Origin of the sequence: Streptomyces sp. NPDC006743 (genome assembly GCF_040703815.1) — a bacterium.
Classification (GTDB): Bacteria; Actinomycetota; Actinomycetes; order Streptomycetales; family Streptomycetaceae; genus Streptomyces.
Genome location: NZ_JBEYJA010000005.1, coordinates 188,189 through 213,025 on the forward strand (window position 1 = coordinate 188,189; position 24,837 = coordinate 213,025).

The 24,837-nt window shown below is 74.6% G+C and carries 23 protein-coding genes and 1 pseudogene; 10 read left to right on the plus strand and 14 right to left on the minus strand.

Going from position 1 to position 24,837, the window contains the following annotated elements; genetic code table 11:
• The first annotated feature begins 175 nt into the window (after window positions 1-175).
• Complete coding sequence (locus ABZ719_RS07020) at window positions 176-1,864, plus strand: DUF885 domain-containing protein (RefSeq protein ID WP_366724186.1); 1,689 nt, start codon at window positions 176-178, stop codon at window positions 1,862-1,864.
• A 62-nt stretch (window positions 1,865-1,926) separates the two neighbouring features.
• On the opposite strand, the gene ABZ719_RS07025 is transcribed toward ABZ719_RS07020, so the two are convergent.
• On the minus strand, window positions 1,927-2,445 hold the full coding sequence (locus tag ABZ719_RS07025) for a rhodanese-like domain-containing protein (RefSeq protein WP_366724187.1): 519 nt from the start codon (window positions 2,443-2,445) through the stop codon (window positions 1,927-1,929).
• A 123-nt stretch (window positions 2,446-2,568) separates the two neighbouring features.
• On the opposite strand from ABZ719_RS07025, the gene ABZ719_RS07030 reads away from it, so the two are divergent.
• Window positions 2,569-3,015, plus strand: coding sequence for an Lrp/AsnC family transcriptional regulator (locus tag ABZ719_RS07030; RefSeq protein ID WP_366724188.1), 447 nt, complete (start codon window positions 2,569-2,571; stop codon window positions 3,013-3,015).
• 39 nt (window positions 3,016-3,054) lie between these two features.
• Here ABZ719_RS07030 and ABZ719_RS07035 read toward each other — a convergent pair whose 3' ends face one another.
• From ABZ719_RS07035 to ABZ719_RS07050, 4 genes are all read right to left on the minus strand, one after another.
• Complete coding sequence (locus tag ABZ719_RS07035) at window positions 3,055-6,048, minus strand: SMC family ATPase (protein ID WP_366724189.1); 2,994 nt, start codon at window positions 6,046-6,048, stop codon at window positions 3,055-3,057.
• A gap of 349 nt (window positions 6,049-6,397) precedes the next feature.
• Entirely contained in the window at window positions 6,398-7,561 is a 1,164-nt protein-coding gene (locus ABZ719_RS07040) for an exonuclease SbcCD subunit D (protein ID WP_366724190.1), read from the minus strand.
• Window positions 7,562-7,681: 120 nt separating this feature from the next.
• The gene (locus ABZ719_RS07045) at window positions 7,682-8,308 is read right to left on the minus strand and encodes a YigZ family protein (protein WP_366724191.1); all 627 of its coding nucleotides are present in this window, start codon (window positions 8,306-8,308) and stop codon (window positions 7,682-7,684) included.
• A 492-nt stretch (window positions 8,309-8,800) separates the two neighbouring features.
• Window positions 8,801-9,532, minus strand: coding sequence for a hypothetical protein (locus tag ABZ719_RS07050; protein WP_366724192.1), 732 nt, complete (start codon window positions 9,530-9,532; stop codon window positions 8,801-8,803).
• 164 nt (window positions 9,533-9,696) lie between these two features.
• On the opposite strand from ABZ719_RS07050, the gene ABZ719_RS07055 reads away from it, so the two are divergent.
• Together ABZ719_RS07055 and ABZ719_RS07060 are read left to right on the plus strand one after the other, a co-directional pair.
• Complete coding sequence (locus ABZ719_RS07055) at window positions 9,697-10,110, plus strand: CoA-binding protein (RefSeq protein ID WP_366724193.1); 414 nt, start codon at window positions 9,697-9,699, stop codon at window positions 10,108-10,110.
• An 87-nt stretch (window positions 10,111-10,197) separates the two neighbouring features.
• The gene (locus tag ABZ719_RS07060; protein WP_366724246.1) at window positions 10,198-11,427 is read left to right on the plus strand and encodes a 4-hydroxybenzoate 3-monooxygenase; all 1,230 of its coding nucleotides are present in this window, start codon (window positions 10,198-10,200) and stop codon (window positions 11,425-11,427) included.
• Between the two features lie 137 nt (window positions 11,428-11,564).
• Here ABZ719_RS07060 and ABZ719_RS07065 read toward each other — a convergent pair whose 3' ends face one another.
• Both ABZ719_RS07065 and ABZ719_RS07070 read right to left on the minus strand, forming a co-directional pair.
• Window positions 11,565-12,119, minus strand: coding sequence for a YbaK/EbsC family protein (locus ABZ719_RS07065; protein ID WP_366724194.1), 555 nt, complete (start codon window positions 12,117-12,119; stop codon window positions 11,565-11,567).
• Between the two features lie 42 nt (window positions 12,120-12,161).
• Entirely contained in the window at window positions 12,162-12,734 is a 573-nt protein-coding gene (locus ABZ719_RS07070; RefSeq protein ID WP_366724195.1) for an XRE family transcriptional regulator, read from the minus strand.
• Between the two features lie 94 nt (window positions 12,735-12,828).
• Here ABZ719_RS07070 and ABZ719_RS07075 point away from each other — a divergent pair, with 94 nt between their 5' ends.
• On the plus strand, window positions 12,829-13,686 hold the full coding sequence (locus ABZ719_RS07075) for a DMT family transporter (RefSeq protein ID WP_366724196.1): 858 nt from the start codon (window positions 12,829-12,831) through the stop codon (window positions 13,684-13,686).
• Window positions 13,687-13,873: 187 nt separating this feature from the next.
• Here the strand turns inward: ABZ719_RS07075 and ABZ719_RS07080 are convergent, their stop codons facing one another.
• Window positions 13,874-14,668 carry an acyltransferase gene (locus ABZ719_RS07080; RefSeq protein WP_366724197.1) on the minus strand — a complete coding sequence of 265 codons (795 nt, stop codon included), beginning with the start codon at window positions 14,666-14,668 and terminating at the stop codon, window positions 13,874-13,876.
• Window positions 14,669-14,798: 130 nt separating this feature from the next.
• Between ABZ719_RS07080 and ABZ719_RS07085 the strand changes: the two genes are divergently transcribed.
• On the plus strand, window positions 14,799-15,356 hold the full coding sequence (locus tag ABZ719_RS07085) for a gamma carbonic anhydrase family protein (protein WP_366724198.1): 558 nt from the start codon (window positions 14,799-14,801) through the stop codon (window positions 15,354-15,356).
• Window positions 15,357-15,545: 189 nt separating this feature from the next.
• Here ABZ719_RS07085 and ABZ719_RS07090 read toward each other — a convergent pair whose 3' ends face one another.
• Both ABZ719_RS07090 and ABZ719_RS07095 read right to left on the minus strand, forming a co-directional pair.
• The gene (locus tag ABZ719_RS07090; RefSeq protein ID WP_366724199.1) at window positions 15,546-16,202 is read right to left on the minus strand and encodes a DedA family protein; all 657 of its coding nucleotides are present in this window, start codon (window positions 16,200-16,202) and stop codon (window positions 15,546-15,548) included.
• Window positions 16,203-16,553: 351 nt separating this feature from the next.
• Complete coding sequence (locus tag ABZ719_RS07095) at window positions 16,554-16,991, minus strand: DUF4442 domain-containing protein (protein ID WP_037856531.1); 438 nt, start codon at window positions 16,989-16,991, stop codon at window positions 16,554-16,556.
• Window positions 16,992-17,136: 145 nt separating this feature from the next.
• On the opposite strand from ABZ719_RS07095, the gene ABZ719_RS07100 reads away from it, so the two are divergent.
• Window positions 17,137-18,213 (plus strand): hypothetical protein, encoded by a 1,077-nt coding sequence (locus ABZ719_RS07100; RefSeq protein WP_366724200.1) that lies wholly within the window; start codon window positions 17,137-17,139, stop codon window positions 18,211-18,213.
• An 89-nt stretch (window positions 18,214-18,302) separates the two neighbouring features.
• On the opposite strand, the gene ABZ719_RS07105 is transcribed toward ABZ719_RS07100, so the two are convergent.
• The 3 genes and pseudogenes from ABZ719_RS07105 to ABZ719_RS07115 all read right to left on the minus strand — a co-directional run.
• The gene (locus tag ABZ719_RS07105) at window positions 18,303-19,148 is read right to left on the minus strand and encodes a fused MFS/spermidine synthase (RefSeq protein ID WP_366724201.1); all 846 of its coding nucleotides are present in this window, start codon (window positions 19,146-19,148) and stop codon (window positions 18,303-18,305) included.
• A 232-nt stretch (window positions 19,149-19,380) separates the two neighbouring features.
• Entirely contained in the window at window positions 19,381-20,550 is a 1,170-nt protein-coding gene (tuf, locus tag ABZ719_RS07110; protein WP_366724202.1) for an elongation factor Tu, read from the minus strand.
• A 266-nt stretch (window positions 20,551-20,816) separates the two neighbouring features.
• A pseudogene (locus tag ABZ719_RS07115) lies at window positions 20,817-21,173 on the minus strand (DNA alkylation repair protein); the annotation flags it as partial.
• A gap of 146 nt (window positions 21,174-21,319) precedes the next feature.
• On the opposite strand from ABZ719_RS07115, the gene ABZ719_RS07120 reads away from it, so the two are divergent.
• The 3 genes from ABZ719_RS07120 to ABZ719_RS07130 all read left to right on the plus strand — a co-directional run bounded on the left by ABZ719_RS07120 (window position 21,320) and on the right by ABZ719_RS07130 (window position 23,454).
• Window positions 21,320-22,099, plus strand: a complete 780-nt coding sequence (locus ABZ719_RS07120; protein WP_366724203.1) for a VTT domain-containing protein — start codon at window positions 21,320-21,322, stop codon at window positions 22,097-22,099.
• A gap of 190 nt (window positions 22,100-22,289) precedes the next feature.
• Entirely contained in the window at window positions 22,290-23,165 is an 876-nt protein-coding gene (locus tag ABZ719_RS07125) for an undecaprenyl-diphosphate phosphatase (protein WP_366724204.1), read from the plus strand.
• Between the two features lie 109 nt (window positions 23,166-23,274).
• A complete protein-coding gene (locus ABZ719_RS07130) occupies window positions 23,275-23,454 on the plus strand; it encodes a hypothetical protein (protein ID WP_037856514.1) in 180 nt (59 codons plus the stop codon).
• Window positions 23,455-23,516: 62 nt separating this feature from the next.
• Here the strand turns inward: ABZ719_RS07130 and ABZ719_RS07135 are convergent, their stop codons facing one another.
• Entirely contained in the window at window positions 23,517-24,257 is a 741-nt protein-coding gene (locus tag ABZ719_RS07135) for a glucose 1-dehydrogenase (protein WP_366724205.1), read from the minus strand.
• Between the last annotated feature and the right edge of the window lie 580 nt (window positions 24,258-24,837).

Below are 24,837 nucleotides of genomic sequence, written 5' to 3' on the forward strand. Positions count from 1 at the left end.
TGGGGCGCCACGCCCCGGCGGGATCGGCGCCGGAGCGGCACGCGGAAGAACACGGCGCCGCGCGACCGAACGCGCGAAGCTCTGAGCGAAATCGACCCGGCAGCGACCGGATTCGGTCCCTTCGCCCGGCAAACCGGGCTGACGCGGACCCTCTTCGCGTACGAGGATGGTCCGCATGTCAGACACCAACAGCCCGCTGCCCCGTCAGGTCGCCGACGCCTACGTCGACGAACTCATCGCCCTCGACCCGATCACCGGTACCTACCTCGGTGTGAAGGAGAGTTCGAGCAGGTTGCCCGACACCTCGCCCGCCGGACAGGAGGCGGTCGCGGACCTCGCGCGCACCACCCTGGCGCGGCTGGCCGAGGCCGAGCGGCGGCCCGGCGCGGACTCCGAGGCCGAGCGCCGGTGCGCGCGCCTGCTGCGCGAGCGGCTGACCGCCGAGATCGCGGTGCACGAGGCCGAGGAGGGCCTGCGCGCCGTCAGCAACATCCACAGCCCGGTGCACTCGGTGCGTGAGGCGTTCACCATCACCCCCACCGACACGGACGAGGACTGGGCGGCGGTCGCCGAGCGGCTGCGGGCCGTGCCGGCCGCGCTGCGCGGCTACCGCGAGTCCCTCACCGCCGGTCTGGAGCGCAAGCTCTACGCGGCACCGCGGCCGACGCAGACCTTCATCGGCCAGCTCACCGAGTGGTCCGACACGGGTCAGGGACGCGGCTGGTTCGAGGACTTCGCGGCCGACGGCCCCGAGTCCCTGCGCGGCGAACTGGACGAGGCCGCCCGGGCGGCGACCGCCGCCGTCGTCGGTCTGCGGGACTGGATGCGCGACGTCTACGCCCCGGCGGTCGAGGGCACGCCGAACACGGTCGGCCGCGAGCGCTACGCGCGTTTCTCCCGCTACTACAACGGCACCGACCTGGATCTCGACGAGGCCTACGCGTACGGCTGGTCGGAGTTCCACCGGCTGCTCGGCGAGATGAAGAAGGAGGCCGAGAAGGTCCTGCCGGGCGCCGAGACCCCGTGGGTGGCGCTGGCGCACCTCGACGAGCACGGCACGCACATCGAGGGCGTGGACGAGGTCCGCGACTGGCTGCAGGGCCTCATGGACGAGGCGATCGAAGCGCTCGACGGCACCCACTTCGAACTGGCCGAACGGGTGCGCCGGGTGGAGTCGTGCATCGCCCCGCCCGGCGGCGCCGCGGCCCCCTACTACACGGCGCCGTCCGCCGACTTCTCCCGTCCGGGCCGCACCTGGCTGCCGACCATGGGAGAGACCCGCTTCCCGGTCTACGACCTGGTGTCGACCTGGTACCACGAGGGCGTGCCCGGCCACCACCTCCAGCTCGCCCAGTGGGCGCACGTGGCGGACAGCCTCTCGCGCTACCAGGCGACCGTGGGCATCGTCAGCGCCAACGCCGAGGGCTGGGCGCTGTACGCGGAGCGTCTGATGGACGAACTCGGCTTCCTCACCGACCCGGAACGGCGGCTCGGCTACCTCGACGCGCAGATGATGCGGGCGGTCCGCGTGATCATCGACATCGGCATGCACCTGGAGCTGGAGATCCCGGCGGACTCGCCGTTCCACCCGGGCGAGCGCTGGACGCCGGAGCTGGCCCTGGAGTTCTTCGGCGCGCACAGCAGCCGTCCGCGGGACTTCGTGGCGAGCGAGCTGATCCGCTACCTGTCGATGCCCGGCCAGGCCATCGGCTACAAGCTGGGTGAGCGGGCCTGGCTGCTGGGCCGCGAGAACGCCAGGAAGCGGCACGGGGACGCGTTCGACGCGAAGGCCTGGCACATGGCGGCCCTCTCCCAGGGTTCGCTGGGCCTGGACGACCTGCTGGACGAGCTGTCCCAGCTCTGAGCCGGCTCTGAAGCCAGGGGGCGGAGGGGCCCGGGTCCGGCCGCCCCGCCCCCGGCTGCTGCTCAGCAGCCGCAGTCCCCGCTCGCGGCCGGTGCGGTGAGCGGGTCGGGACTCCGGCGCTCGGCGCCCTGCCAGGTCTCGTAGGCGAAGCCCTCCCGCGCCCAGTACTCGAACCCACCCAGCATCTCCTTGACGCGGTAGCCGAGTTCGGCGAGGGCGAGCGCGGCGCGGGTGGCCCCGTTGCAGCCCGGGCCCCAGCAGTAGGTGACGACGGGGACGGACCGGTCGAGCAGCGCCGGGGCCTGCTCGGGGACGAGCGCCGTGGGCAGGTGGACCGCGCCGGGGACGTGTCCCTGGTCCCAGGCCTCGGTGGAGCGGCAGTCGACGAGGACGAACCCCGGCTCGCCGCCGTCCGCGAGCGCGGCGGCCACGTCGGACACGTCGGCGTGGAAGGCGAGACTCGCCCAGAAGTGGGCCGCGGCCTCGGCGTGGGTGGCCGGGGGGACGCGCAGGACGGCGTTGACGGCGGCGCGGGCGGCGCCCGGGCCGGGGCTCTTGGTTCCGGCGGCGGTGGTGGTCATCGGCTGTTCCTTCCGTGGTCCGGTCCGACGACCGGAAATCTACGGCCGGAAACCGCCCGGCTGAAGTGACGATCCCCGGCGCCCCCCTTGATCGGCCGGGGTTTCGCCTGCTATCCAACGCCCATGACCGTGTTTTCCCCGGACGCCACCGACTGGCGCATCCTCGACGTCCTCCAGCGGGAGGGGCGGGCCAGTTTCGCGGAGCTGGCCCGGGCCGTGTCCATGTCCCCGAGCGCCGTCACCGAGCGCGTGCGCCGGCTGGAGGAGGCGGGCGTCATCCAGGGGTACACGGCCGTGGTCGACCCGGAGCGGCTGGGCCTGCCGATCCTCGCGTTCGTGCGGCTGCGCTACCCCCACGGCAACTACAAGCCCTTCCACGACCTGGTCGCCGCCACCCCCGAGATCCTGGAGGCGCACCATGTGACGGGCGACGACTGCTTCGTCATCAAGGTCACCGCGCGCTCCATGCGGCACCTGGAGGAGGTCTCGGGCCGGATCGGCGCGCTGGGGTCGGTGACGACGAGCGTCGTGTACTCCTCGCCGCTGTCCCGGCGCCCGCTCGGCCGCTGAGTCCGCCCCGCCGGTCCGGGGCATGCCCCGGTGGCCCGCTCAGCCCACCCCGCGCCGGCGCACCGCCGAACCGGAGCGTCCCTTGACGACCTCCAGCTGGGCGTGGACGCGACGGCGCAGATCGGCGACGTGGCTGACGATGCCCACGCTGCGGTCGCGTTCGCGCAGCGAGTCCAGGACGTCGAGGACCTCGTCGAGGGTCTGGTCGTCGAGGCTGCCGAAGCCCTCGTCGATGAAGAGGGTGTCGAGGCGGACCCCGCCGGCCTCGTCGGTGACGACGTCGGCGAGGCCGAGGGCGAGCGCGAGGGAGGCGAAGAACGTCTCCCCGCCCGACAGGGTCGCGGTGTCGCGTTCGCGGCCGGTCCAGGCGTCGACGACGTGCAGCCCCAGGCCGCTGCGCCCGCGTCCGGCCCGGTCGTCGGAGTGGACCAGGGTGTAGCGGCCCGACGACATGCGCTGCAGCCGGGCGGTCGCCGCGGCGGCCACCTGCTCCAGGCGGGCGGCGAGGACGTAGGACTCCAGGCGCATCCTGCGTTCGTTGTCGGCGGAGGTGCCCGCGGCGAGGGCGGCGAGCCGGGCCACCCGGTCGTACTCGGCGCGCAGCGGCGCCAGGCGCCGCACGCCGGTGGCCGCCCGGGCGGAGAGCCGGTCGAGTTCGGCGCAGCGGCGGGCGGCGGCGTCCCGCGCGGAAGCGGCTTCACGCAGCCGCCGGGCCGCCGCGTGGGCCGCGGCCTCGGCGGCGGCGACATCGGCGGCCGGCTGCCGGGCCGCGGTCACGGTGGCGGCCTCGGCGAGCACGGCGCGCACGGCGGCCTCCTCGGCGTGCCAGGCGTCCAGGCGGTGCTGGAGGTCGCGGTGGGCGGCGTCGTCGAGGAGGGCGGCGGACGCGGCCTGCGGGGTGTCGAAACCGGCCCGGAAGGCGGCCTCGGCGAGCCGCCCGTCGGCGTCCTTGAGGCGCTGGGCGCTCTCCTCGGCGGCGCGCGCCGCGTCGGCCGCGTCGGCGAGCCGGGCCGCCCGCAGCTCCAGTTCCGCGGCCCGCTCGGCGACGCCGGCGGCGGCGCCACGGGCCTCGGTCACCTCGGTCCGGAGGGCGGCTCGTTCCCGGTCCAGGTTCTCGCGGCGGGTCAGCCGGGCGGCCGCGCGGGCCTCCGCCTGGCGCAGGTGGGCCAGGCGTCGTTCGCGTTCCGCCTCGGCCGTGCGCAGTTCCTCCTGAGCGGCGTGCAGCACGGAGGCGTCCTCCCGCGCGCGCGTGAGCAGCCGCTCCAGCTCGGCGGTCTCCCCGGCGAGCCGGTCGGTGGGCGTGTCGCCCGCCTCCGCGGTGGCGGCGGCCAGAGCCTCGCGTACGGTGCCGAGGCGGCGCTCGTCCTCGGCGCGCCGTTCCTCGGCGTCCTGGAAGGCGGCCAGGGCGCGTTCCTCTGCCTCGCGGCCGACGTGCCCGGCGATCTTCCGGGCCGGCGCCGGGTGTTCGGTGGCGCCGCACACGGCGCAGGGTTCGCCGTCGGTGAGGCCCGCGGCGAGTTCGGCGGCGATGCCGTTCAGCCGCTGCTCCTTCAGGTCGAGCCAGTGGGCCCGGGCCCGCACGGCGCGTTCGGCGGAGTCGAGGGCACGGCGCCGCGCCTGTTCCGCCTCCCCGGTCAGCCGGTCCCGGGTCCGGGCCGCCCGCAGCCGGGCCCGGGCGCTCTCGCCGCGCACGGCGAGCTGATCGGCCCGGCCCGCCGCCTCCTGGGCGCTGTCGATACGGCTCCGCAGCCGTGCGCGGGTCGTCTCCCACCCGGCGAGCCAGGTCTCCGCCTCCTGGAGCAGGTCCTCGTCGGCGCGGGCCTGGCGGTCCACCTCCGCGCGTTCGGCGGCGAGTTCGGTCAGACGGCGCTCGGCGCGCCGGGCCGACTCCAGCTGCCCCAGTTCCTCGGCGGCCCGGCGCGCCGCGGCGGCGAGTCCGGCCGGCCCTGCGTCCGCGAAGCCCGCGGGCAGCAGGGCGCGCGCGTGCGCCTCGGTGGCCGCCGCACGGCGGTGCGCGGTGTCGGCGGCCTCCCGCAGGGCGAGGGCCGGGGCGACCGTCTCGGCCTTGCGGCCCCGCTCCATCCGTTCCCGCGCCGCACGGTGGGCGTCGGCCCGCTCGGCCAGGCGCGCGGCCCGCTGCTGCGCCTCGGCGAACCGGCTCTGCAGCCGGGCGAGTTCGCGTACGCCCTCCAGGGCGCGCTCGGCGGCCGTGTGCGCGGCCTCGGCGGCGGTGAGCCCGCAGTGGGCGACGGTCAGCTGTTCGCGTGCGGTGCTGCGGGCGACGGCGGCGCCGGTCAGTACGGCGTCGGCCAGGCCGGGTTCGCCCGGCGTGAGGTCGGGCAGGTCCATGGCGCCGTCCGCCGCCTGCTGCATGCGGTGGGCGTCGGCGAGCAGCGCGGCGTCGCCCTCGCGCACCCGGGTCTCGGTGGCGCGCCTGCGGTCGGCGAGGCGTTTCTCTACCTCGGCGAAACGGTGGGTGTCGAACAGGCGGCCGAGCAGTTTGCCGCGAGCCTCGGCGTCGGCGCGCAGGAAACGGGCGAACTCTCCCTGGGGCAGGAGGACGACCTGGCAGAACTGTTCCCGGCTCATGCCGAGGAGCTGGGTGATCTCCTCGCCGATCTCCTGGTGGGAGCGGCTGAGGTCCTTCCAGGCGCCCGCGGGCGCGTCGTACTCGCGCAGCCAGGTCTGTGCCTTGTCCACGGTGGTGCCGGTGCCGCGCTTCTTCGGGCGCTCCCAGGGCGGCTGCCGGGTGATCTCCAGGCGGCGTCCGGCGACCGTGACGTCGAGGGTGACCTGGGTGCGGGTGCCGGGGGCCGCGTGGTCGCTGCGCAGGGTGGTGCCCTGGGCGCTCTGCCGGGCGCCGGGCACGGAGCCGTACAGCGCGTAGCAGACGGCGTCCAGCACGGAGGTCTTGCCGGCTCCGGTGGGCCCGTGGAGCAGGAACAGGCCGGCGGCCGACAGGGCGTCGAAGTCGACGGTCTGAGTGGAGCCGAAGGGCCCGAAGGCGGTGATGTCGAGCCGGTGCAGCCTCACCGGGCCTCCCCGGTACCGTCCTGCGGCCCGCGCCGCAGGGACGCCGACCACGCCGGCCCGCGCCGCCCGGACCCCTGCCGACCCGGCCCGCGCCGCTCCGGGCCGTGCCATTCGGACCTCAGCCACCCCGGCGCGCGCCGCCCGGATCCCTGGCGTTCCGGCGCGCGCCGCCCGGACCCCTGGCGCCCCGGCCCGCGCCGCTCGGAATCCCGCCGCTCCGGGCCGCCGTCGCCGGCCGGGCGCGAGGCGGCGGTGGCGCGGCCGGTCGCCGGGTGCTGCGGTGCCGGGCCTCTGCGCGGGTGGTCCGCGACGCGGTGCCCGGCCGCGTCCTCCCGCGCGTACCGGGGGCTCACCGGGCCACCTCCCGCTCGGCCGCGTCCGCCCGTACCGCGTCGAACGCGTCGCGCAGGACGGCCTGTTCCCGGGCGTCGGGGCCGGTTCCGCGCACGTGCGCCACGAAGTCCTCCGCGATCTGCTCGTCGCTGCGGCCCGCCAGTCGGCGGGCGTAGGTCACATCGGGGTCGTCGGGGGCGCGCTCGGGTGCGAAGACGAGGCTGAGGGTGTGCGGGAACCGCTCGGTGAGGCGGGCCATCGGGTCGGCCGGGCGGACCGGGTCGGTCAGGGTGGCCTCGACCCACGCCTCCTCGTGGCGGGCGAGATCCGGGTCCGCCAGCAGTTCCTCCAGGGTGCCGCTGATCCGGGCCAGCGGGCGCGGCACCGGGCAGTCGACCCGCTCGGCGCTGACGCTCCCGGCCGCGTCCAGGTCCACGAGCCACATGCTCTTGCGGTGCCGGGCCTCGGAGAAGGAGTACGGCAGCGGGGAGCCGGAGTAGCGCACGCGCTCGGTGATGACCTGGCTGCCGTGCAGGTGGCCCAGCGCCGCGTAGTCGACGCCGTCGAAGACGCCCGCGGGCACGGAGGCGACCCCGCCCACGGTGATGTCCCGTTCGCTGTCGCTGGCCTCGCCGCCGGTGACGAAGGCGTGCGCGAGGACGACGGAGCGGGTGCCGGGGGCGCGCGTGGCGAGATCGGCGCGGACCCGGTCCATGGCCGCGGCCAGGACCGCCTCGTGGCCGGCCCGGTCGACGCCGAACTCGTCCTTGACCAGGGCGGGTTCGAGGTAGGGCAGCCCGTAGAAGGCGACGTCGCCGTGGGCGTCCCGGAGCACCACCGGGGTGCCGCACGCGGACGGTTCGGTGCGCAGGTGGATCCCGGCGCGGCCGATCAGTCCGGCACCCACGCCGAGCCTGCGGGCGGAGTCGTGGTTGCCCGAGATCATCACTGTGGGCACGCCGAGAGCCGCCAGGCGGTGCAGGACGTCGTCGAACAGTTCGACCGCGGCCAGCGGGGGCACGGCGCGGTCGTACACGTCTCCCGAGACGACCACCGCGTCGACGCCGCGCTCCCGCACGGTCGCCACGAGGTGTCCGACGAAGGCGGCCTGGGCCCCGAGCATGTTCACGCGGTGGAACGCCCGGCCCAGGTGCCAGTCGGAAGTGTGCAGGAGCCTCATGATCCCCGAAGGGTAACCGCCGGGTGTGACAGTACGGGCGGTCACTTCCGTATCGGCCGGTCACCGACGGCCACGATTGCGGGACTTAGGGACGTAATGCCCGTTTCGTCACGTGAGGTTTCACGCGTCCCCGTACGCCTCGCCGCCCGGTTCGAAGGCGGCGGTCCCGGCCGTGATGTCCGCCAGCCACGCCCGGAAGGCGTCCACGTCGGCGTCCGGCAGGCCGATCTCGATGGTGACCGCCTCGCCGTAGCGCACGTCCCGCACCGCGCGTCCGGCCGCCCTCAGCTCGTTCTGCACCTTGCCGGCCCGCTGGTGGTCGACGGTCACCGCGGCCAGCCGGAAGCGGCGGCGGGTCAGGGTGCCGAGGGCGTCGAGCGCCTCGCCGACCGCGCCGCCGTACGCCCGGATGAGACCACCGGCGCCGAGCTTGACGCCACCGTAGTAGCGGGTGACGACGGCGACGACGTACCGCATGTCGCGGCGCAGCAGCATCTGGAGCATGGGGACGCCGGCGGTGCCGCCGGGTTCGCCGTCGTCGCTGGCCTTCTGGATCCCGGCGTCGGCGCCGATGACGTAGGCCCAGCAGTTGTGCGTGGCGTCGGCGTGCTCCTTGCGGACGGCGGCGACGAACTCCTGGGCCTCCTGCTCGGTGGCGGCCGGGGCGAGGGCGCACAGGAAGCGGGAGCGGTTGATCTCGGTCTCGTGCACGCCCGCGCGGGCGACTGTGCGGTACTCGTCCTGCATCCGGCCAGCCTATGCGGACTGCGCGGGCACCCTCCCGCCGGTGCCGTGCGCGTCGGCGGCGGGCCGGGCGCCTTCCGGGCGCCGGCGGGTCCGCCGCCACGGGGGCGGCACCGGCGGGAGAGCGGCCCGGGTGGTCCCGTGCGGGGCCGGTACGTCACGACGGACGCCGGGAACTTCTCCGCGGCCTGCGCCGAGGCGCGCAGCGCGGCGGGGTCCAGGGCGGCGGCCCGGCAGGCGGTCGGCACCGGCCGGCCCCGCGGCCCGCGGCGGGCGCGTCCCGGCGCTTCGGGCCACGGGGACGCTCCTGGTCACCGCCGCTCACGCGCCCAGCCGACCGGACGCTCCGCCTCGCGGACACTCCGCGCGGCGGCCCCCTTGCGGCGCGGCCCCCCAGAGCCGCGGCCTCCTTGCCGCGCGGACGCTCAGACGGTACGTCCCCACGTCGCCGCGCAGGCGCTCAGACGGCACGTCCCCACGTCGCCGCGCAGGCGCTCAGACGGTACGTCCCACGTCGCGCGTCAGGTCCAGGCCGAGGAGCCGGTCCGCGTAGGCGTACGTCTCGAAACGGGCGCCGTCCGCGAGGCCGGGCCGGGTCTCCACCTGCCCGAGGACGCGCAGCGCCGCGGGCACGTCCAGGTCGTCCTCCCAGGCGCCGCGCAGCCGGGCGCGCACGTCGTCGGGGACGGGCCGCGAGGGCTGCTCCGCCCAGCCGGCGACCGCGCCGCGCCAGCGTGCGAGGGTGCGGCGGGACTCCTCCAGCGCGTCGGTGTCCAGCCGCACGCGCCGGGTACGGGGGTGGCCGAGCAGGGCGAGGCGCCAGGCGGCCGGATCGGGGTCCACCGCGGGCGTCAGGGGGAGCGCGGTGTCGACGGGCGCCACGGCGATCCGCACGCCGCCGGTCCCACCGGCGTCCTCCTCGCGGGCCACGTGCACGACCTGGGCCTCGCCGAGCGCGGCGCCGAGACCGTGGCTGTCCTCGAACGGCCGGATCCCGAGGGCCGCGGCGCCCGCCCGCAGCTCCGCCTGTTCGCGGTCGCCGGTCAGCAGGGCCCACACGGGGGTGCCCCCCAGTTCCAGGGCGCGGACGAGCAGGTCGGCGACGAGGAGCACGCGCAGGCCGCAGGCGTCGAAGCCGCAGGCGTGCGCCTCGACGCGGGTCAGGCCACGGCGGGCCGGGGCGGCCTCCACGGGCTCGCCGGTTCGGGCGTCGGTGATGCGCAGCACGCCCCGAGCGTAGGCGGCCTGCGGCCCGCGCGCAGGCAAGCGGGGCACATTCCGTCCGGTGTGGCGGACCGGGACGGGAATCCGGACAGGGCGGGAATCGGCGGCCGGTGCCCGGTGTTGCCGCGTCGGTGGGTCTTTGCTGCGGGACACGGAGGAGAACTGTGGTGTACGGCGATGCGGCGACGGTGCGCAAGATCCTGACCGGGCTGGGTGACACCTGGGCCGTGGTGGGTCTGTCGAACAACCGCGGCCGTGCGGCCTACGGCGTCGCCGGGGTGCTGCAGCGCTTCGGCAAGCGGATCGTCCCCGTCCACCCCGCGGCGGAGACCGTGCACGGGGAGCAGGGCTACGCCTCCCTCGCGGACATCCCCTTCGACGTCGATGTCGTCGACGTCTTCGTCAACAGCCGGCTGGCCGGCCACGTGGCCGACGAGGCGGTCGCCGTGGGCGCGCGGGCGGTGTGGTTCCAACTGGGGGTCGTCGACGAGGCGGCCTACGCGCGCGCCAGGGCCGCGGGACTGGAGATGGTCATGGACCGCTGCCCGGCGATCGAGATCCCGCGCCTGGCCGCCCGGTGACCGCCCTCACGCCGGACCGCCCCGGCCACGCGTGAGCGCACTTGATCACTCCTGACAGGACACCGACATAATGCCGGGGTGACCCAGATCTCCCCCCACCCCGGTGCCTCCTCCTCCCGCGCCGCCTCCCCCGCCCGCCGTCCCGTCGTCGTGATCGGCGCCGGGCCCGCGGGGCTCACGGTCGCCAACATCCTCCGGGCCGCCTCCGTGGACTGTCTGGTCCTGGAGACGAAGTCCCGGCAGTTCATAGAGCAGCGCCCGCGCGCCGGTGTCCTCGAAGCGGGGGCCGTGCGGGGACTGCGCCGACGCGGGCTGGCGGTGCGGCTGCTGGAGGGGGCGGGCCGGCACACCACCTGCGAGTTCCGCTTCGACGGCGAGCGCCACCGCTTCCCGTACACCGACATGACGGGCCATCACCACTACGTCTGCCCGCAGCCGTTGCTCGTGAAGGACCTCGTGCGCGAGTACGCCGACGTCCGGGGCGGCGACATCCGCTTCGGGGTGCGGGACGTGACCCTGCACGACACCGGCACCGACCATCCGTCGGTCTCCTACCGCTGCGCCGAGACGGGCGAACGGCACGTGGTGCACTGCGACTTCGTCGCCGGGTGCGACGGAGCGCGCGGGGTGAGCCGGGCGGCCCTGGCGCCCGCGCACGCCCGGATCGCACGGCACGACTACGGCATCGGCTGGCTGGCGCTGCTCGCCGAGGCCCCGGCGTCGGCCGACTGCGTCCTGTTCGGCGTCCACCCCCGCGGGTTCGCCGGCCACATGCCCCGCAGCGCCGAGGTGAGCCGCTACTACCTGCAGTGCCCGCCCGGCGACGACCCGGAGAACTGGCCGCACGAGCGGGTCTGGGCGGAGCTGCGGCAGCGGCTCGCGGCGGCGGACGCCCCGCCGCTCCAGGAGGGCCGGCTGCTGGAGAAACGGGTGCTCGACATGCACGACTACGTCGTGGAGCCGATGGCCTCCGGCCGGCTGTTCCTGGCCGGCGACGCGGCGCACCTGACCGCGCCCATCGCGGCCAAGGGCATGAACCTGGCCCTGTACGACGCCTTCCTGCTCGGCGACGCGCTCGCCGCCCGGCTCACCACGGGCGACGACCGCGCTCTGAGCGGCTACTCGGCGGCGAGCCTGCGGCGGGTGTGGGACTACCAGGAGTTCTCCCAGTGGCTCTCCGACGTCTACCACGGCACGGCGGCGGGCGACCCGTACCGGGCGGGCACGACGCTGGCCCGGCTGCGCCGGCTGTTCACCTCACCGTCCGCCGCGGCCGCCTTCGCCGAGCAGTACCTGGGCACGGCCGGCCACCCCTGAGCGTGACGCGGGTCCGAGCGTGGGCTCGAGCTGAGTACGGCTCGGGTCCGAGCGTGACTCGGACCCTAGTGCGGCTCAGGCCTGAGTGCGGTCGGTCCCGGGGCGCGGCTCGCCCCTGCTCCTTCCCGCGGGCGGGCTCAGACCCCCAGCCCGTCCAGGACGACGGCCCCCGGCAGCTCCGCGAACGCCTTGCCAGGGATGAGGAGTTTGCCCCGCCGGCGGCCGCTGCCGACCAGGACGTACGGCAGGTCGACCACGGCCGAGTCCACCAGGACCGGCCAGTCCCCGGGAAGGCCGAGAGGGGTGATGCCGCCGTACTCCATGCCGGTCTCCCCCGTGGCGACCTCCATCGGCGCGAACGACGCCTTGCGCGCGTCGAGCCGGCGGCGCACCACGCCGTTGACGTCGACACGGGTGGTGGAGAGCACCACGCAGGCCGCCAGCCGCGACTCGCCGCCGCGCTTGCCCGCGACCACCACGCAGTTCGCCGACTGCTCCAGGAGGTCGCGGCCGTAGTGCTCGACGAAGGTGGCGGTGTCGGCCCACCGCGGGTCGGTCTCGACGTAGACGAACTGGTCGGCGGGGACGCTGCCGCGCCAGTGGCGTACGGCGTCGGCGACCGGACGGGTCAGCTCGTCGAGGCAGTCCGGGGCGGCGGTGACCTGGTCGAAGCGTCCGATGGGTGCGCGCATGTCCGCACGCTAGCAAGAGCGCCCGGGGCGCGGGCGGGCGTCTCAGTGCACGGGCGGAACAGAGACCGCCATCACCATGTTCATGGGCACGTCGCCGTGGTTGGCGTAGGTGTGCGCCGCGCTGGCCTCGAACGACGCGCTCGCGCCCTCGGGCACGCGGTACTCCGTCCCGTCCACGACGAGGGTCAGTTCCCCCGCGGTGACGTGGACCAGTTCGAAGGTGCCCGCGGGATGCGGGTCGGACGCGCTGGACTCGCCCGGCACCAGTTTCCATTCCCACATCTCCAGCGGGCCGGGCGCCTCGGCACCGGCGAGCAGGCGGTTGTAGCTGCCCGCGTCGGTGTGCCAGAGGCGGACCGCCTGGTCGGCGGGGACGACTCGGACGCGGGGGCCCTGTTCGTAGTCGAGCAGCGTGGTGATGCTGACACCGAGGGCGTCCGCGATCTTGACGACGGTGCCCAGACTGGGGTTGGTGCGGGCCTGCTCGATCTGGATGAGCATGCCGCGGCTGACCGCGGCGCGGGCGGCGAGCGTGTCCAGGGTGAAGCCGCGCTCGCCGCGCCAGCGTTTGACGTTGCGCGCCAGGGACTGGGTCAGCAGTTCGAGGTCCGACACATTCCGTCCAATATTTTGGATGACAGAGATTAATACAGTGAACTACGGTGGGTTGCACCCGATCGTTCACCGCACTGTACTCTGCGAGGTCGCCGTGACAGCACTCTTCGCCCTGGCCACCAGCCTCCTGTGGGGCCTGGCCGACTTCGGCGGCGGACTGCTGACACGACGCAACCCGGCGCTGACCGTCGTCGTGGTGTCCCAGTCGATCGCGGCCGTGGTGCTGGGCGCGATCGTGCTCGCCACCGGCGGCTGGAGCGAGGCGGGTCCCCGGCTGTGGTGTGCGGTCGCCGCGGGTCTGGTCGGGCCGGTGGCCATGCTCTCCTTCTACAAGGCACTCGCGCTCGGCCCCATGGGAGTGGTCTCCCCGCTCGCCACCCTGAGCGTGGCCATCCCCATCGGTGTCGGCCTGGTGCTCGGCGAACGGCCGGGGCCGACGCAGATCGCGGGCATCGCGGTCGCCGTCACCGGCGTCGTCCTGGCCGGCGGCCCCCGGACGAGGGGCGCCACCGTGCAGCGGCGGACGATCTTGCTGACGCTCGTCGCGGCGGTCGGCTTCGGCACCGTGTTCGCGCTGATCGCCGAGGCCTCGACCACCGTCACCGGCCTGTTCCTGGCGCTCTTCGTGCAGCGCGTGACCAACGTGGCGGCGGGCGGCGCCGCGCTGTACGCCTCCGCGCGCCGCGGCGGCGAGGTGCTGCCCGCCACCGGCTTCCCGTGGGCCTCGCTGCCGGCGCTCGCCTTCGTCGGTCTCGCGGACGTCGCGGCCAACGGCACCTACGCGGTCGCCGCGCAGCACGGCCCGGTCACCGTGGCCGCCGTCCTCGCCTCGCTCTACCCGGTGGTGACCGCGCTGGCCGCGCGCGGCTTCCTCAGCGAACGCCTCCGGGCCGTCCAGGCGGCGGGGGCGGGACTGGCGATGGTGGGGACCCTGCTGCTGGCGACCGGCTGAGGGACGCGAGGTCACCGCCGCCCGGCGGTGACCTCGGCCCGCGCGCCGATGGAAGGCCGGGCGGCGCCGCGCCCGTTCGACCGGCCTGCCGCCCCGGACTGCCCGCCTGCGCCGTACCGCCTCCTGCTTCCTGACCGCCGTTCCGCCGCCGGCTGCCTGCCACCCTGCTCCCCTCCGGGCAACTGTCCTACTCCGGGGCGTTCTGCTCAGGAACTTTCCGCCCGGGGCCGTTCTGCCCCGTGCCGTCCTCGGCCAGTTCCGCGAGCGCCCGCAGCTGTTCCGGAGTGATGCCGTCCGGCAGCGGCACCGGCGCCGGGGTCCGCAGCGGCGGCTGCCAGCCCTCGTCGGGCGTCCAGCGGCGTACGACCCGGGCGGGCGCCCCCGCCACCACGGCGTGGTCGGGCACCTCACCGCGGACGACCGCACCGGCGGCGACCACCACGTTCCGCCCGATCCTGGCGCCCGGCAGGACGACCGCACCGGTGCCGATCCAGCATCCCGGGCCGATCCGTACCGGCTCCATCCGCGGCCACTGCTTGCCGATGGGCTGGTGCGGGTCGTCGTAGGAGTGGTTGGTGGAGGTGACGTAGACGTAGGGGCCGAAGTAGCAGTCGCTGCCGATGGTGACGCTGGTGTCCGCGATGACGTGGCTGCCGCGCCCGAGGACGACGCCGTCGCCGATGCGCAGGATCGGGTCCGGCCCGAGGTCGAGGTCGGGCATCAGCCCGGCGGTCAGCGTGACCTGCTCGCCGATGATGCAGTGGGCACCGAGGTGGATCCAGGGTTCGCCGAAGACCGTACCGAGCGGAAAGGCCAGTCTGGTACCTGTTCCCATCGCGCCGAAGCGCAGCCGCCCGGGGTGTTCCGCCGTGACGGAACCCGTGCGCTGCACCCAGGCCCAGCCCGCGTGGACGGCGCGCTGCGCGAGGCGGCGCGACCATGAGGAGGACCGGGACGAGAACGTGTTCTTGCGCTGAGGCACCCGCTCACCGTACTCAGCCCCTGGTGTCCCCATCCGGCCGGACACCTGTGATCTTCACCCCACCGGATGACGTACGGTGCCGGGGTACCGGGCCCGGACGAGGCCGTGGACGGCAGGGGAAGGCGGGACGATGACGACGCAGAAGGCGCTGATCACGGGCATCGGCGGGCGGGAGCCGCAGGTGGACGCGGAGGCGTTCGTGGCCCCCACGGCGACGGTGATCGGGGAGGTGACGCTCGGCTCCGGCGCGAGCGTCTGGTACGGCGCGGTGCTGCGCGGTGACGTGGAACGGATTTCCGTCGGCCGGCACAGCAATGTGCAGGACAACTGCACGCTGCACGCCGACCCGGGTTTCCCCGTCAGCGTCGGTGAGCGCGTCTCCATCGGCCACAACGCCGTGGTGCACGGCGCCACGGTCGAGGACGACTGCCTGGTCGGGATGGGCGCGACGGTGCTGAACGGGGCGGTGATCGGGGCGGGATCGCTGGTGGCCGCGCAGGCCCTGGTGCCGCAGGGCATGCGGGTACCGCCGGGATCGCTGGTCGCGGGCGTGCCCGCCAAGGTCAGGCGGGAACTGACCGAGGAGGAACGGCAGGGGATCACGCTCAACGGCACGATGTACGCGGAACTGGCCGAGGCGCACCGCGACGTCCACGCGCAGGAGCACCCGCCGACCGGGAGCCGGTAGCGGACCGGCCCGCCGGGGGGCGGCAGGTGACCGTCCCCGCAGAGGGACGGCAGGTCACCGGCCCGCCGGGGGCGGTCCGAGGCTCACCCGCCGGGGCCGGCCCGAGGCCGGTCCGGTGCGGCCGGTGCCCGGCCGGTCCGGTGGGGAACAGCAAGGGGCGGTACGCCCCGGGCGGGGTGCGCGGCGGCGTCACTCGCCGGCCGCGACCGGCTCCGCCGCCTCGGTCTCCTGCTGGTGGGCGACCTGCGCCTTCTTGGCCTTGCGCTTGATCACCAGGAACGACACGAGGCCGATCAGCACGGCCGCCACCAGGCCGAGCCAGGAGAACTTCTTCAGCCAGGACTCGGCGACGACGCCGATGTAGTAGATGGCGGCCGTGGTGCCGCCCGCCCAGCAGATGCCGCCGAGGACGTTGGCGATCAGGAACTTCCAGTACGGCATGTGCAGCACGCCCGCGAGCGGGCCCGCGAAGATGCGCAGCAGGGCGACGAAGCGGCCGAAGAACACCGCCCACATGCCCCACTTCTGGAAGGACCGTTCCGCGGTGGCGACATGACCCTCGCTGAAGTGCTTGGGGAACTTGCCGCCGAGCCAGGCGAGCAGCGGTCTGCCGCCCTTGCGGCCGATGGCGTACCCGATGGAGTCACCGATCACCGCGCCCGCGGTGGCGCACGCGCCGAGCACGACGGGGTTGATGCCCGAATGCTGGGAGGACAGCAGCGCGGCGGAGACCAGGACGATCTCGCCGGGCAGCGGAATGCCCAGGCTCTCCACTCCGATGACCAGTGCCACCACCGCGTAGACAGCGGCCGAAGGCACCGTGTCGAGCCAATCCTGGACGTGCACCGCCGGTTCCTCCCCGATTCGCGTCCGTGCGTTCACGGAAGGCGCCACGAAGGCGCGCCCCCCAGGAAGCGTACCGGGTCGGCTCACGCTTGCGGCGTGCCACGAGCGCCGTCCACGTCGGAGCCGGGGAGCCGGGCGAGCGCGGCCCGGGCGGTGTGAGAAGGCCGTTCGGCGGGGCCGGGACGGTGATCTTCGAGGTCAGCGAGGTGAGGAGCCGGCGTCCGCCGACCCGCGGGCCTGCGCCGCTGGAGCCCACCGCCGCCTCAGTACCTGACCCGAGACCGGCCCCTCCCCCGGCCATGCGCCGTCTTCCGCCCGGCCCGCGCGCCCGTCCTCCGCCCGGGCCGGCCGTCAGTTGTTGGGGCGGAGGGTCCAGACGACGGTCATCTCGGTGGTCACGGCGCCGTCCTCGCGTTGGATCTCGACGGTCACCGGGAACTCGGGGCGCTTGCCCTCGTCGAGTTCGGCGACGACCTCGGCGGCGGGACGGCCGAGGGTCGCGGTGGCCCGCACCGGGCCGAGGGCGATCTTCTTGAAGGCGATCCGGGCGTCCACCGGCAGCGGCACCGCCCTCGCGAGCTGGTCGCCGAAGGCGGCCAGCACGATCGCACCGCTCGCCGACTCCCCCAGCGTGAACATCGCGCCGGCGTGCGGGCCCCCGACGTGGTTGCGGTACTCCTCCTGGTCCGGCAGGGCGAGCACGGCCCGCTCCGGGGTGGTCTCCAGGTACTCGAGGTTCAGGGTGCGCACCATCGGCACCGTGGCGGCGAGCAGCTCGCCGATGGACATCTGGTCTGCGTTCATGCCCGAAGGTTACTCACGAGTAGCCCACGCTGACCAGAGGCGGACGCCGCCCCTCCCCTCCGCTTTCCGGTACGTCCCTGACAAGGCCCGGTGACCGAATCGTGTCCCCGGCGCCCTAGGGTTACTGCTCATGTGGCCAGGACAGCAGCCGCCCGGGGGCGAGCAGAACCCGCAGGACCCGCAGAGCAACCCGTACCAGCAGCCGGGATACCAGCAGCCGAATCCGTATCAGCAGCCCGGCTACCAGCAGCCCAACCCGTATGCCCAGCAGCCGCCCCAGCCTCCGCAGCAGCCGATGCCGCAGCCGCAGTGGGGCGCGCCGGTGCCTCCCGGCATGCCGCGGCCGCCGGCCGGCGGCGGCAGCGGGAACGGCGGGGGCGGCGGCAACCGGACGAAGCTCGTCGCGATCGTCGCGGCGGCGGCCGTGGTGGTGGCCGCCGGGGTGACCGGCTTCCTGGTGCTCGGCGGGAAGAAGGACGACACGGCGAACGGCGGTACCGAGGGCTCCGGCGCGACCCCGCCGGTGTCCGCGACCGCGTCGGCGTCCACCTCCGCAGGCCCCTCCGGCTCCGCCCCGGACGACAACCCCCGCGGCAACGAGACCGAGAAGCCGCAGATCGCGGGCTGGAAGGTCGTCGTGAATCCCAAGTGGGGCGTCGCCTTCGACGTGCCCGCGGACTGGGAGGTCAAGCCGCCCGGTGTCGGCGTCAGTTTCGAGGACCACAAGACCGGCAAGCTGCTCGCGGTCATGTCCGGGCTCGCCCAGGACAAGTCGAAGTGGTGCACGTCCGACGACGACAAGGACGGACGCACCGAGAACACGTCCCTGGCCACCATGGGCGTCAAGGGCGCCGACGGCGCGAAGAACACCGACGAGGTCGCGGTGAACACGGTGCCGTGGTGGGTGTACGGCGGTTTCACCCAGCCCGACAAGAAGAGCATCTCCTTCGACAAGAAGGCCCAGCCCTTCAAGACCACCTCGGGCATCCAGGGCAGCATCGCCTGGGCGCAGTCGACGAAGACGCCGGTGAAGGGCAAGTGCGCGACCGACGGCAAGGCGCTCACCTTCGGCTTCAAGAACTCCGCCGGCGACTTCGTGTCGTGGAACTTCTACGGCGTGAAGGGCGTCCGCGACGAGGTGCCCAAGGAGACCGTCCTGAAGGTCCTCGCCACGGTCCGCCTGCACGGGACGCCCACCGGGGGGTGACGGCGCCTGCGTCAGCGTCAGCGGTCAGCGGCACCGGCGGGTGGCAGCGGGCGGCGGGTGGCAGCGGCTGCGCCGCGGGGCGGGGGCGTTCAGCCGATGCCGAACGCCCCGCCCGGCGGCTCGGGCGACGCCACCGCGTCCTCGTCCCGCACCGGCCGGGCGGCGCCGACGAACTCCCGCAGCGCGGCGCCGTGTTCCACCCTGGCGGGGAACGTGTCCGAGGCGGTGCGCCGGGCCAGGGCGGCCGTCTCGATCGGGCGGTGCGAGGCGATCAGCACCACGTTGCCGAAGCGGCGTCCCCGCAGCACGCCCGGCTCGGCGATGAGCGCGATCTCCTCGAACACCGCGGCGAACGTGGCGAGTTGGGAACGCAGGAACGCGAAGGGCGCGGCGTCCGCGAGGTTGGCCAGGTAGACGCCGTCGGGGCGGAGCACGCGCTCGGCCTGACGCGCGTAGGCGAGGGAGGTCAGGTGCGCCGGGACCCGGGAGCCGCCGAAGACGTCGGCGATCAGCACGTCGGCCGCGTCGGCCGGGGCGGTTTCCAGCCAGGCGCGGGCATCGGCCGCGTGCAGGCCGATGCCCGATCCCCGGGGCAGCGGGAGATGTCCGACGACCAGTTCCAGCAGGCCCCGGTCGGCCTCGACCACGTCCTGGCGTGAACCCGGCCGGGTCGCCGCCACGTACCGGGGCAGCGTGAGCGCGCCGCCGCCCAGGTGCAGCACGTCCAGAGGACGGCCCTCCCGCGCCACGGTGTCCAGCACGTGCCCGAGCCTGCGGGCGTACTCGAACTCCAGGTGGGTGGGCGCGTCCAGATCGACGTACGACTGCGGCGCGCCGTCCACGGTCAGCAGCCACGCGCGCTCGCGGTCGACGTCGGGCATCAGTTTGGCGGTCCCGTGATCGACGGCGCGGGTCACGGGTATGGGCTCGGTCACCCCACCATTGTGCCGGGACGGTCCCCCCCACCGGGCAGACAGCCGCGGTGCGGGCCCGCGCGCGGGCACCGGCGGCCCCGCCGGGGTGCCGTGCCACCGACCACCGCCGATGGCACGGCACCCGCCTCTCCCGGCCGGGGAAGTCCCGGCCGGGAGAGGCGGCAGGCAGCCGCGATCCCGAAGGCGCGATCCGGAAGGCGCGATCCGGAAGGCCGCTTCCCGCCGGCCGCGTTCAGTCGACGGCGGTCACGGTCCCCGCCCCCACCGTCCGGCCGCCCTCGCGGACGGCGAAGCCCAGGCCCGGCTCCAGGGGCACCTCGCGGCCCAGTTCGACCGTCATGGTGACCGTGTCCCCCGGCCGCGCGAGCCCCGCCTCGCCGAGGTCGACGTCGCCGACCACGTCCGCGGTGCGGATGTAGAACTGCGGCCGGTACCCCGTGGCGACCGGGGTCGTCCGGCCGCCCTCGCGCGCCGACAGCACGTACACCCGCGCCGTGAACCGCCGCCGGGGCCGCACGCTGCCGGGCGCCGCGACGACGTGTCCGCGACGGACCGCGTCGCGCGGGACGCCGCGCAGCAGCAGCGCCACGTTGTCCCCGGCCTGCGTCTCCTGCATCGGCTTGCCGAACGTCTCCAGGCCGGTGACCACCGTCTCGGTCTCCGCGCCCAGCACCTCGACCCGGTCACCGACGCGGACCCTGCCCCGTTCCACGGCTCCGGTGACGACGGTGCCGCGGCCGGTGATGGTGAGCACGTTCTCCACCGGCAGCAGGAACGGCGCGTCGAGGTACCGCTCGGGCATCGGCACATAGGTGTCCACCGCGTCGAGCAGCGCCTCGATCGACGCCGTCCAGCGGGGGTCGCCCTCCAGCGCCTTCAGCCCGGAGACCCGCACGACCGGTACCGCGTCGCCGGGGTAGCCCTGCCGGGTGAGCAGGTCGCGGACCTCCAGCTCGACGAGGTCGGTCAGTTCGCCGTCGCCCGCGTCGGCCTTGTTGAGCGCGACGACGATGTGGTCGACGCCCACCTGCCGGGCGAGCAGCACGTGTTCGGCGGTCTGCGGCATGATCCCGTCGAGCGCGGAGACCACGAGGATCGCCCCGTCGAGCTGAGCGGCTCCGGTGACCATGTTCTTCACGTAGTCGGCGTGACCGGGCATGTCGACGTGCGCGTAGTGCCGGGTGTCGGTCTCGTACTCGACGTGCGCGATGTTGATGGTGATGCCGCGGGCGGCCTCCTCCGGAGCCCGGTCGATGCGGTCGAAGGGCACGAACGTGCCGGTGCCGCGCTCGGCCAGGACCTTGGTGATGGCGGCGGTCAGGGTGGTCTTGCCGTGGTCGACGTGGCCCATCGTGCCGATGTTCAGGTGCGGTTTGGTGCGTACGTACGCCGTCTTGGGCATGGCTGTACCTCGAAGCCTGGTGGTGAAGGTGACGCGGGACCCCGAAGAAGTGCCGACCCTCCCCCTGCGGGGTCCGCCGGACGATCCGGGGAGGGTCAGCTTCGGGCGCCGTCGACTGCGGCGACGAGGATCCGGACGGCAGCCTCCGGAGCATCCGCGACCGCGGATGCTGCGAGGAGGAAGGCGTGCCGGAACATGGGTCGATCATCGCCGAAGGGCGGCCGCGCGTCGAACGGTTTTCGGCCCGGCCAGGACACCGGCGGCCTTCAGAGGCCGATGTTCCGCAGGGCCTCCCGCACCGGCAGCGGCGCGAACCGGCCCCCTTCGCGGGCCACGAGGTCCCGTACGGCCCGCGGGTCCGTCTTGGCGTACTCGCGCAACGACCACCCAATGGCCTTGCGCAGGAAGAAGTCCGGGTGCCCGGCCTGGCGCACGCAGTGGGCGAACAGGCGTGCGCTGTCGGTGCGTTGCCGGTGGCGGAGCTGGTGGAGCAGGGCGGCGCGGACGACCCACCGGTTCTCGTCCGCGATCCAGGCGTCCATGTCCGCCGCCCGCCGCGGGCCGGCGGCGACCAGCGGGCCGACGACGTGCGCCGCGAGCAGGTCCACGGTGTCCCACCAGGGAGGCCGCGGCGGCGTAGGCGGTGGTCAGCCGCTCCGGCACGGTGTCGGTGAGAGCGCTGTCCGGCACCGCCGGGGTGCCCGCGACCGTGACCCTCATGAGACGAACCATACGGCGATCAGACACACCTGTCGGTTAATGTCACCAGATGCTCGATGCCACCAACCGCTCTGGGGGCACCGCCACGGCCTCTCCCCGGGCCACCGTCACGGAGCCGGGCGCCGCCGTCCTCACGGCCGCGCCCCTCACCCTCACCGCGTCCGCCCGTTGCGCCAGAGTCCTGCTGTCGCCCTGGGCGCGGCTGTCCCTGCTGCTCGCGCTGCTCGCGGCGGCCGGCGCGTGCGTGCTGCTCTTCCAGCCGCAGCGGCTGCTGGCGCACGGCTGGCCGCCGCAACTCGGCGGGTTCGCCGCGGCCCTGCTGTTCGCGGCGGCCTACGGCCTGTGCACGGTGGCGTTCGTGCCGCGTCCGTTGCTGAACCTCGCCGCGGGCGCGCTGTTCGGCTCGGTGCTCGGGCTCGCGGCGGCGCTGGCGGGTACGGTCCTCGGCGCCGGGATCGCCTTCGGTCTGGGGCGTGTGCTGGGCCAGGACGCGCTGCGGCCGCTGCTGCGCGGCAGGTTGCTGAGGGCGGCGGACGGTCAGCTGAGCCGGCACGGGTTCCGTTCGATGATGGCGGCCCGGCTGTTCCCCGGGGTGCCGTTCTGGGCGGCCAACTACTGCGCCGCCGTCTCCCGCATGGGCTGGCCGGCGTTCCTGATCGCGACGGCGCTGGGGTCGGTTCCGAACACCGCCGCCTACGCCGTCGCCGGTGCCCGCGCCGCCACGCCGACCTCGCCGGCGTTCCTGATCGCGATGGCCTGCATCGCCGTCCCGGCGCTGGCGGGCGCGGCGATCGCCTGGCGCAAGCGGCATCATCTGCGCGGGCGTTGAGGACACCGGCGCCGAGGACACCGCCGTCGCGAACACCCCCTGCCGTAAAGAGCCGGCAAAGTCCCGGTAGGGATCTCGTCATGTCGAACCGCTACGCTGCCCCTCGGCGCACCGGTCCCGGCTCACGGCGGCCCGGGTGCGCGCCGCACCCGTCACCCTCTCCCGCCCGGCACTTGGACTCGGTACCTCCATGTCTTGGTTCGCATCGCTCGTCCTCGGACTCGTCCAGGGGCTGACCGAGTTCCTCCCCGTCTCCTCCAGCGCGCATCTGCGGCTGACGGCCGCCTTCTCCGGCTGGGAGGACCCCGGCGCCGCCTTCACGGCGATCACCCAGATCGGCACGGAGTGCGCCGTGCTGATCTACTTCGGCAAGGACATCGGCCGGATCGTCGCGGCCTGGTCCCGCTCGCTCCTCGACGCCTCGATGCGCCGCGACCCCGATGCCCGTACGGGCTGGCTGGTGATCGTGGGTTCCGTGCCGATCGGGGTGCTCGGCCTGACGCTCAAGGACCAGATCGAGGGCCCGTTCCGCGATCTACGGGTCACCGCGGCCATGCTCGTCGGGGTCGGCGTGGTCATCGGCGTCGCCGACCGGCTGGCGGCGCGCGACGAGAAGAGCGGCCGGCACCGGGCGCCCCAGCAGCGCAAGGATCTGCGGGACCTGGGCGTCAAGGACGGTCTCGTCTACGGCTGTTGCCAGGCCATGGCGCTCGTGCCCGGGGTCTCCCGCTCCGGCGCCACCATCAGCGGCGGGCTGTTCATGGGCTACCGGCGCGAGGCGGCGGCCCGTTACTCCTTCCTGCTGGCCGTTCCCGCCGTACTGGCCTCGGGCGCCTTCGAGTTGAAGGACGCGACGGAGAGCGGCCAGGTGGCGTGGGGGCCGACGCTGTCGGCGACGGTGGTCGCCTTCGTGTCCGGGTACGCGGTCATCGCATGGTTCATGAAGTACGTCTCGACCAAGAGCTTCATGCCGTTCGTCCGGTACCGGATCGCACTCGGTCTCGTCATCATCGGGCTGGTCACGACCGGAGTGCTCAGTCCGCACGCGGCCGAGCCGGCTGGGTGAGCGGGCGGGCGGGGTGCGAGCGGCGCAGGCGGTGGCGGTGACCGACTCCATACGGTTCCCGTAGCCGTCCGGTAGCGCAGCGTCAGTGCTTGCCCCTACGCTTGTGGCCATGTCCCCCAATTCCATGGCCCTTGGTTCCGTGCGGTCCGCCGCCGAGCTTAACGAGCAGATCCGGGCGCTCTGGCTGCGTGCGGGCGGGTCGCTGTCGGCCCAGGAGCGTGCGGAGTACGAGCTGCTGGTGGTCGAGTGGGCCGCCGCCATCCGGGGCCGGGTGGTGGAAGCGGCGTGAGGCCACGCCGGAGCCGCTGACGCCCCGAGGCGGCCTCCCGGTGCCGGGCGGCGGTGCCGTGTTCAACGTCCGCCGGAGACCCTCAGCACCGCTCCCGACGCGTAGGAGGCGTCCGGTGACATCAGCCAGGCGACGGCGGCGGCGATCTCCTCGGCCCGCCCGGGGCGGCGCAGCGGAATGCCGGCGGCGGCGCGGTGGGCCCGGTCCGGGTCGCCCATCGCCGCGTGCATCTCCGTGTCGATCATGCCGGGCGCGACCGCGTTGACGCGGATGCCCTCCGGGCCGAGTTCCTTGGCCAGCCCCATGGTCAGCGCGTCGACGGCGGCCTTCGTCGCCGCGTAGTGGACGTAGTCGCCGGGGCTGCCGAGGGTGGCGGCGGCGGACGACATGTTCACGATCACGCCATTTCCGCGCGGGCCCATCAGCTGGGCGGCGCGCCGTGAACACAGCAGCGTGCCCAGCAGGTTGACGTCCACGACGCGGCGCAGGTCGGCGGTGTCCGTATCGGCGAGACGGCCCAGCGGCCCGGTCACGCCGGCGTTGTTGACCAGGCCCGTCACGGGCCCCAGCCGCTCCTCGGCCGTGGCGAAGAGCCGCTCGACGTCCGCTTCGACGGAGGTGTCCACGCGCACGGTGACACTGCGTGCCCCCGCCTCCAGCACCTCGTCCGCCACGGCTTCCGCGGCGCCGGTGTCACGGACGTAGCCGATCACCACGTCATGCCCCTCGGCCGCCAGCCGCCGGCAGACGGCGGCGCCGATGCCCCGGCTCCCGCCGGTGACGACCGTCACGAGACGCTTCATACCGACCTCCGGTCTCCTCGCCCGCTGCCTGCCACACCCGCGCCACGCGCCGGCGGGCGGCCCGGATGTGATCATCCTAGGCCCGCGGGCGCCGGAGCACCTCGCCGGCCGGCGGCCGCGGCCGCCGCTGCGGAAGCGGCACGGCGGCCCCCTCCAGCTCACCCGAGCGGCCCAACGCGCGCACCTCGGCCGCGAGCGGGGCTGCCCCTTCCCGCCGTCGGCACGAACGCGCTGCTTCACTGCCCCACACGGTGAACAGGAGCGGCCGGTCCGGGTTCCGCAGGCCGTCCTGGCCGTTCGGCCGGGTCCGACGGTCGTCACGTTCTCCGCGTTCCACCGCCCCGGCGGGTCCGGGGGCGAGGACCCGGCCGTCCTGCCGGAAGCGACCATCAGGACCCGGCCGGCCAGGCTCGGCGAGGCCACGGCTGCGAAGTGAGGGCGGTCGCCCACTGACCCGGGGCGCAAGGGGCGGGCCCGGGAGCCGCAGGTCGTCCGGCCGGGGTTCCGTGCGGCCGAAGACCGCCCGCCGCCGGACGCGCCGCCCCGGGTCGTACGGACCGCCGGACATCCGGAAGCGGGC

Bases quoted from the DNA above. Each gene is read 5' to 3' on its own strand.
- ABZ719_RS07020 (WP_366724186.1), top strand. From the start codon at position 176: ATGTCAGACACCAACAGCCCGCTGCCCCGTCAGGTCGCCGACGCCTAC.
- ABZ719_RS07025 (WP_366724187.1), bottom strand. From the start codon at position 2,445: ATGACCACCACCGCCGCCGGAACCAAGAGCCCCGGCCCGGGCGCCGCC.
- ABZ719_RS07030 (WP_366724188.1), top strand. From the start codon at position 2,569: ATGACCGTGTTTTCCCCGGACGCCACCGACTGGCGCATCCTCGACGTC.
- ABZ719_RS07040 (WP_366724190.1), bottom strand. From the start codon at position 7,561: ATGAGGCTCCTGCACACTTCCGACTGGCACCTGGGCCGGGCGTTCCAC.
- ABZ719_RS07045 (WP_366724191.1), bottom strand. From the start codon at position 8,308: ATGCAGGACGAGTACCGCACAGTCGCCCGCGCGGGCGTGCACGAGACC.
- ABZ719_RS07065 (WP_366724194.1), bottom strand. From the start codon at position 12,119: ATGCGCGCACCCATCGGACGCTTCGACCAGGTCACCGCCGCCCCGGAC.
- ABZ719_RS07085 (WP_366724198.1), top strand. From the start codon at position 14,799: ATGACGACGCAGAAGGCGCTGATCACGGGCATCGGCGGGCGGGAGCCG.
- ABZ719_RS07095 (WP_037856531.1), bottom strand. From the start codon at position 16,991: ATGTCCATCGGCGAGCTGCTCGCCGCCACGGTGCCGATGGTGCGCACC.
- ABZ719_RS07100 (WP_366724200.1), top strand. From the start codon at position 17,137: ATGTGGCCAGGACAGCAGCCGCCCGGGGGCGAGCAGAACCCGCAGGAC.
- tuf (WP_366724202.1), bottom strand. From the start codon at position 20,550: ATGCCCAAGACGGCGTACGTACGCACCAAACCGCACCTGAACATCGGC.
- ABZ719_RS07120 (WP_366724203.1), top strand. From the start codon at position 21,320: ATGCTCGATGCCACCAACCGCTCTGGGGGCACCGCCACGGCCTCTCCC.
- ABZ719_RS07125 (WP_366724204.1), top strand. From the start codon at position 22,290: ATGTCTTGGTTCGCATCGCTCGTCCTCGGACTCGTCCAGGGGCTGACC.
- ABZ719_RS07130 (WP_037856514.1), top strand. From the start codon at position 23,275: ATGTCCCCCAATTCCATGGCCCTTGGTTCCGTGCGGTCCGCCGCCGAG.
- ABZ719_RS07135 (WP_366724205.1), bottom strand. From the start codon at position 24,257: ATGAAGCGTCTCGTGACGGTCGTCACCGGCGGGAGCCGGGGCATCGGC.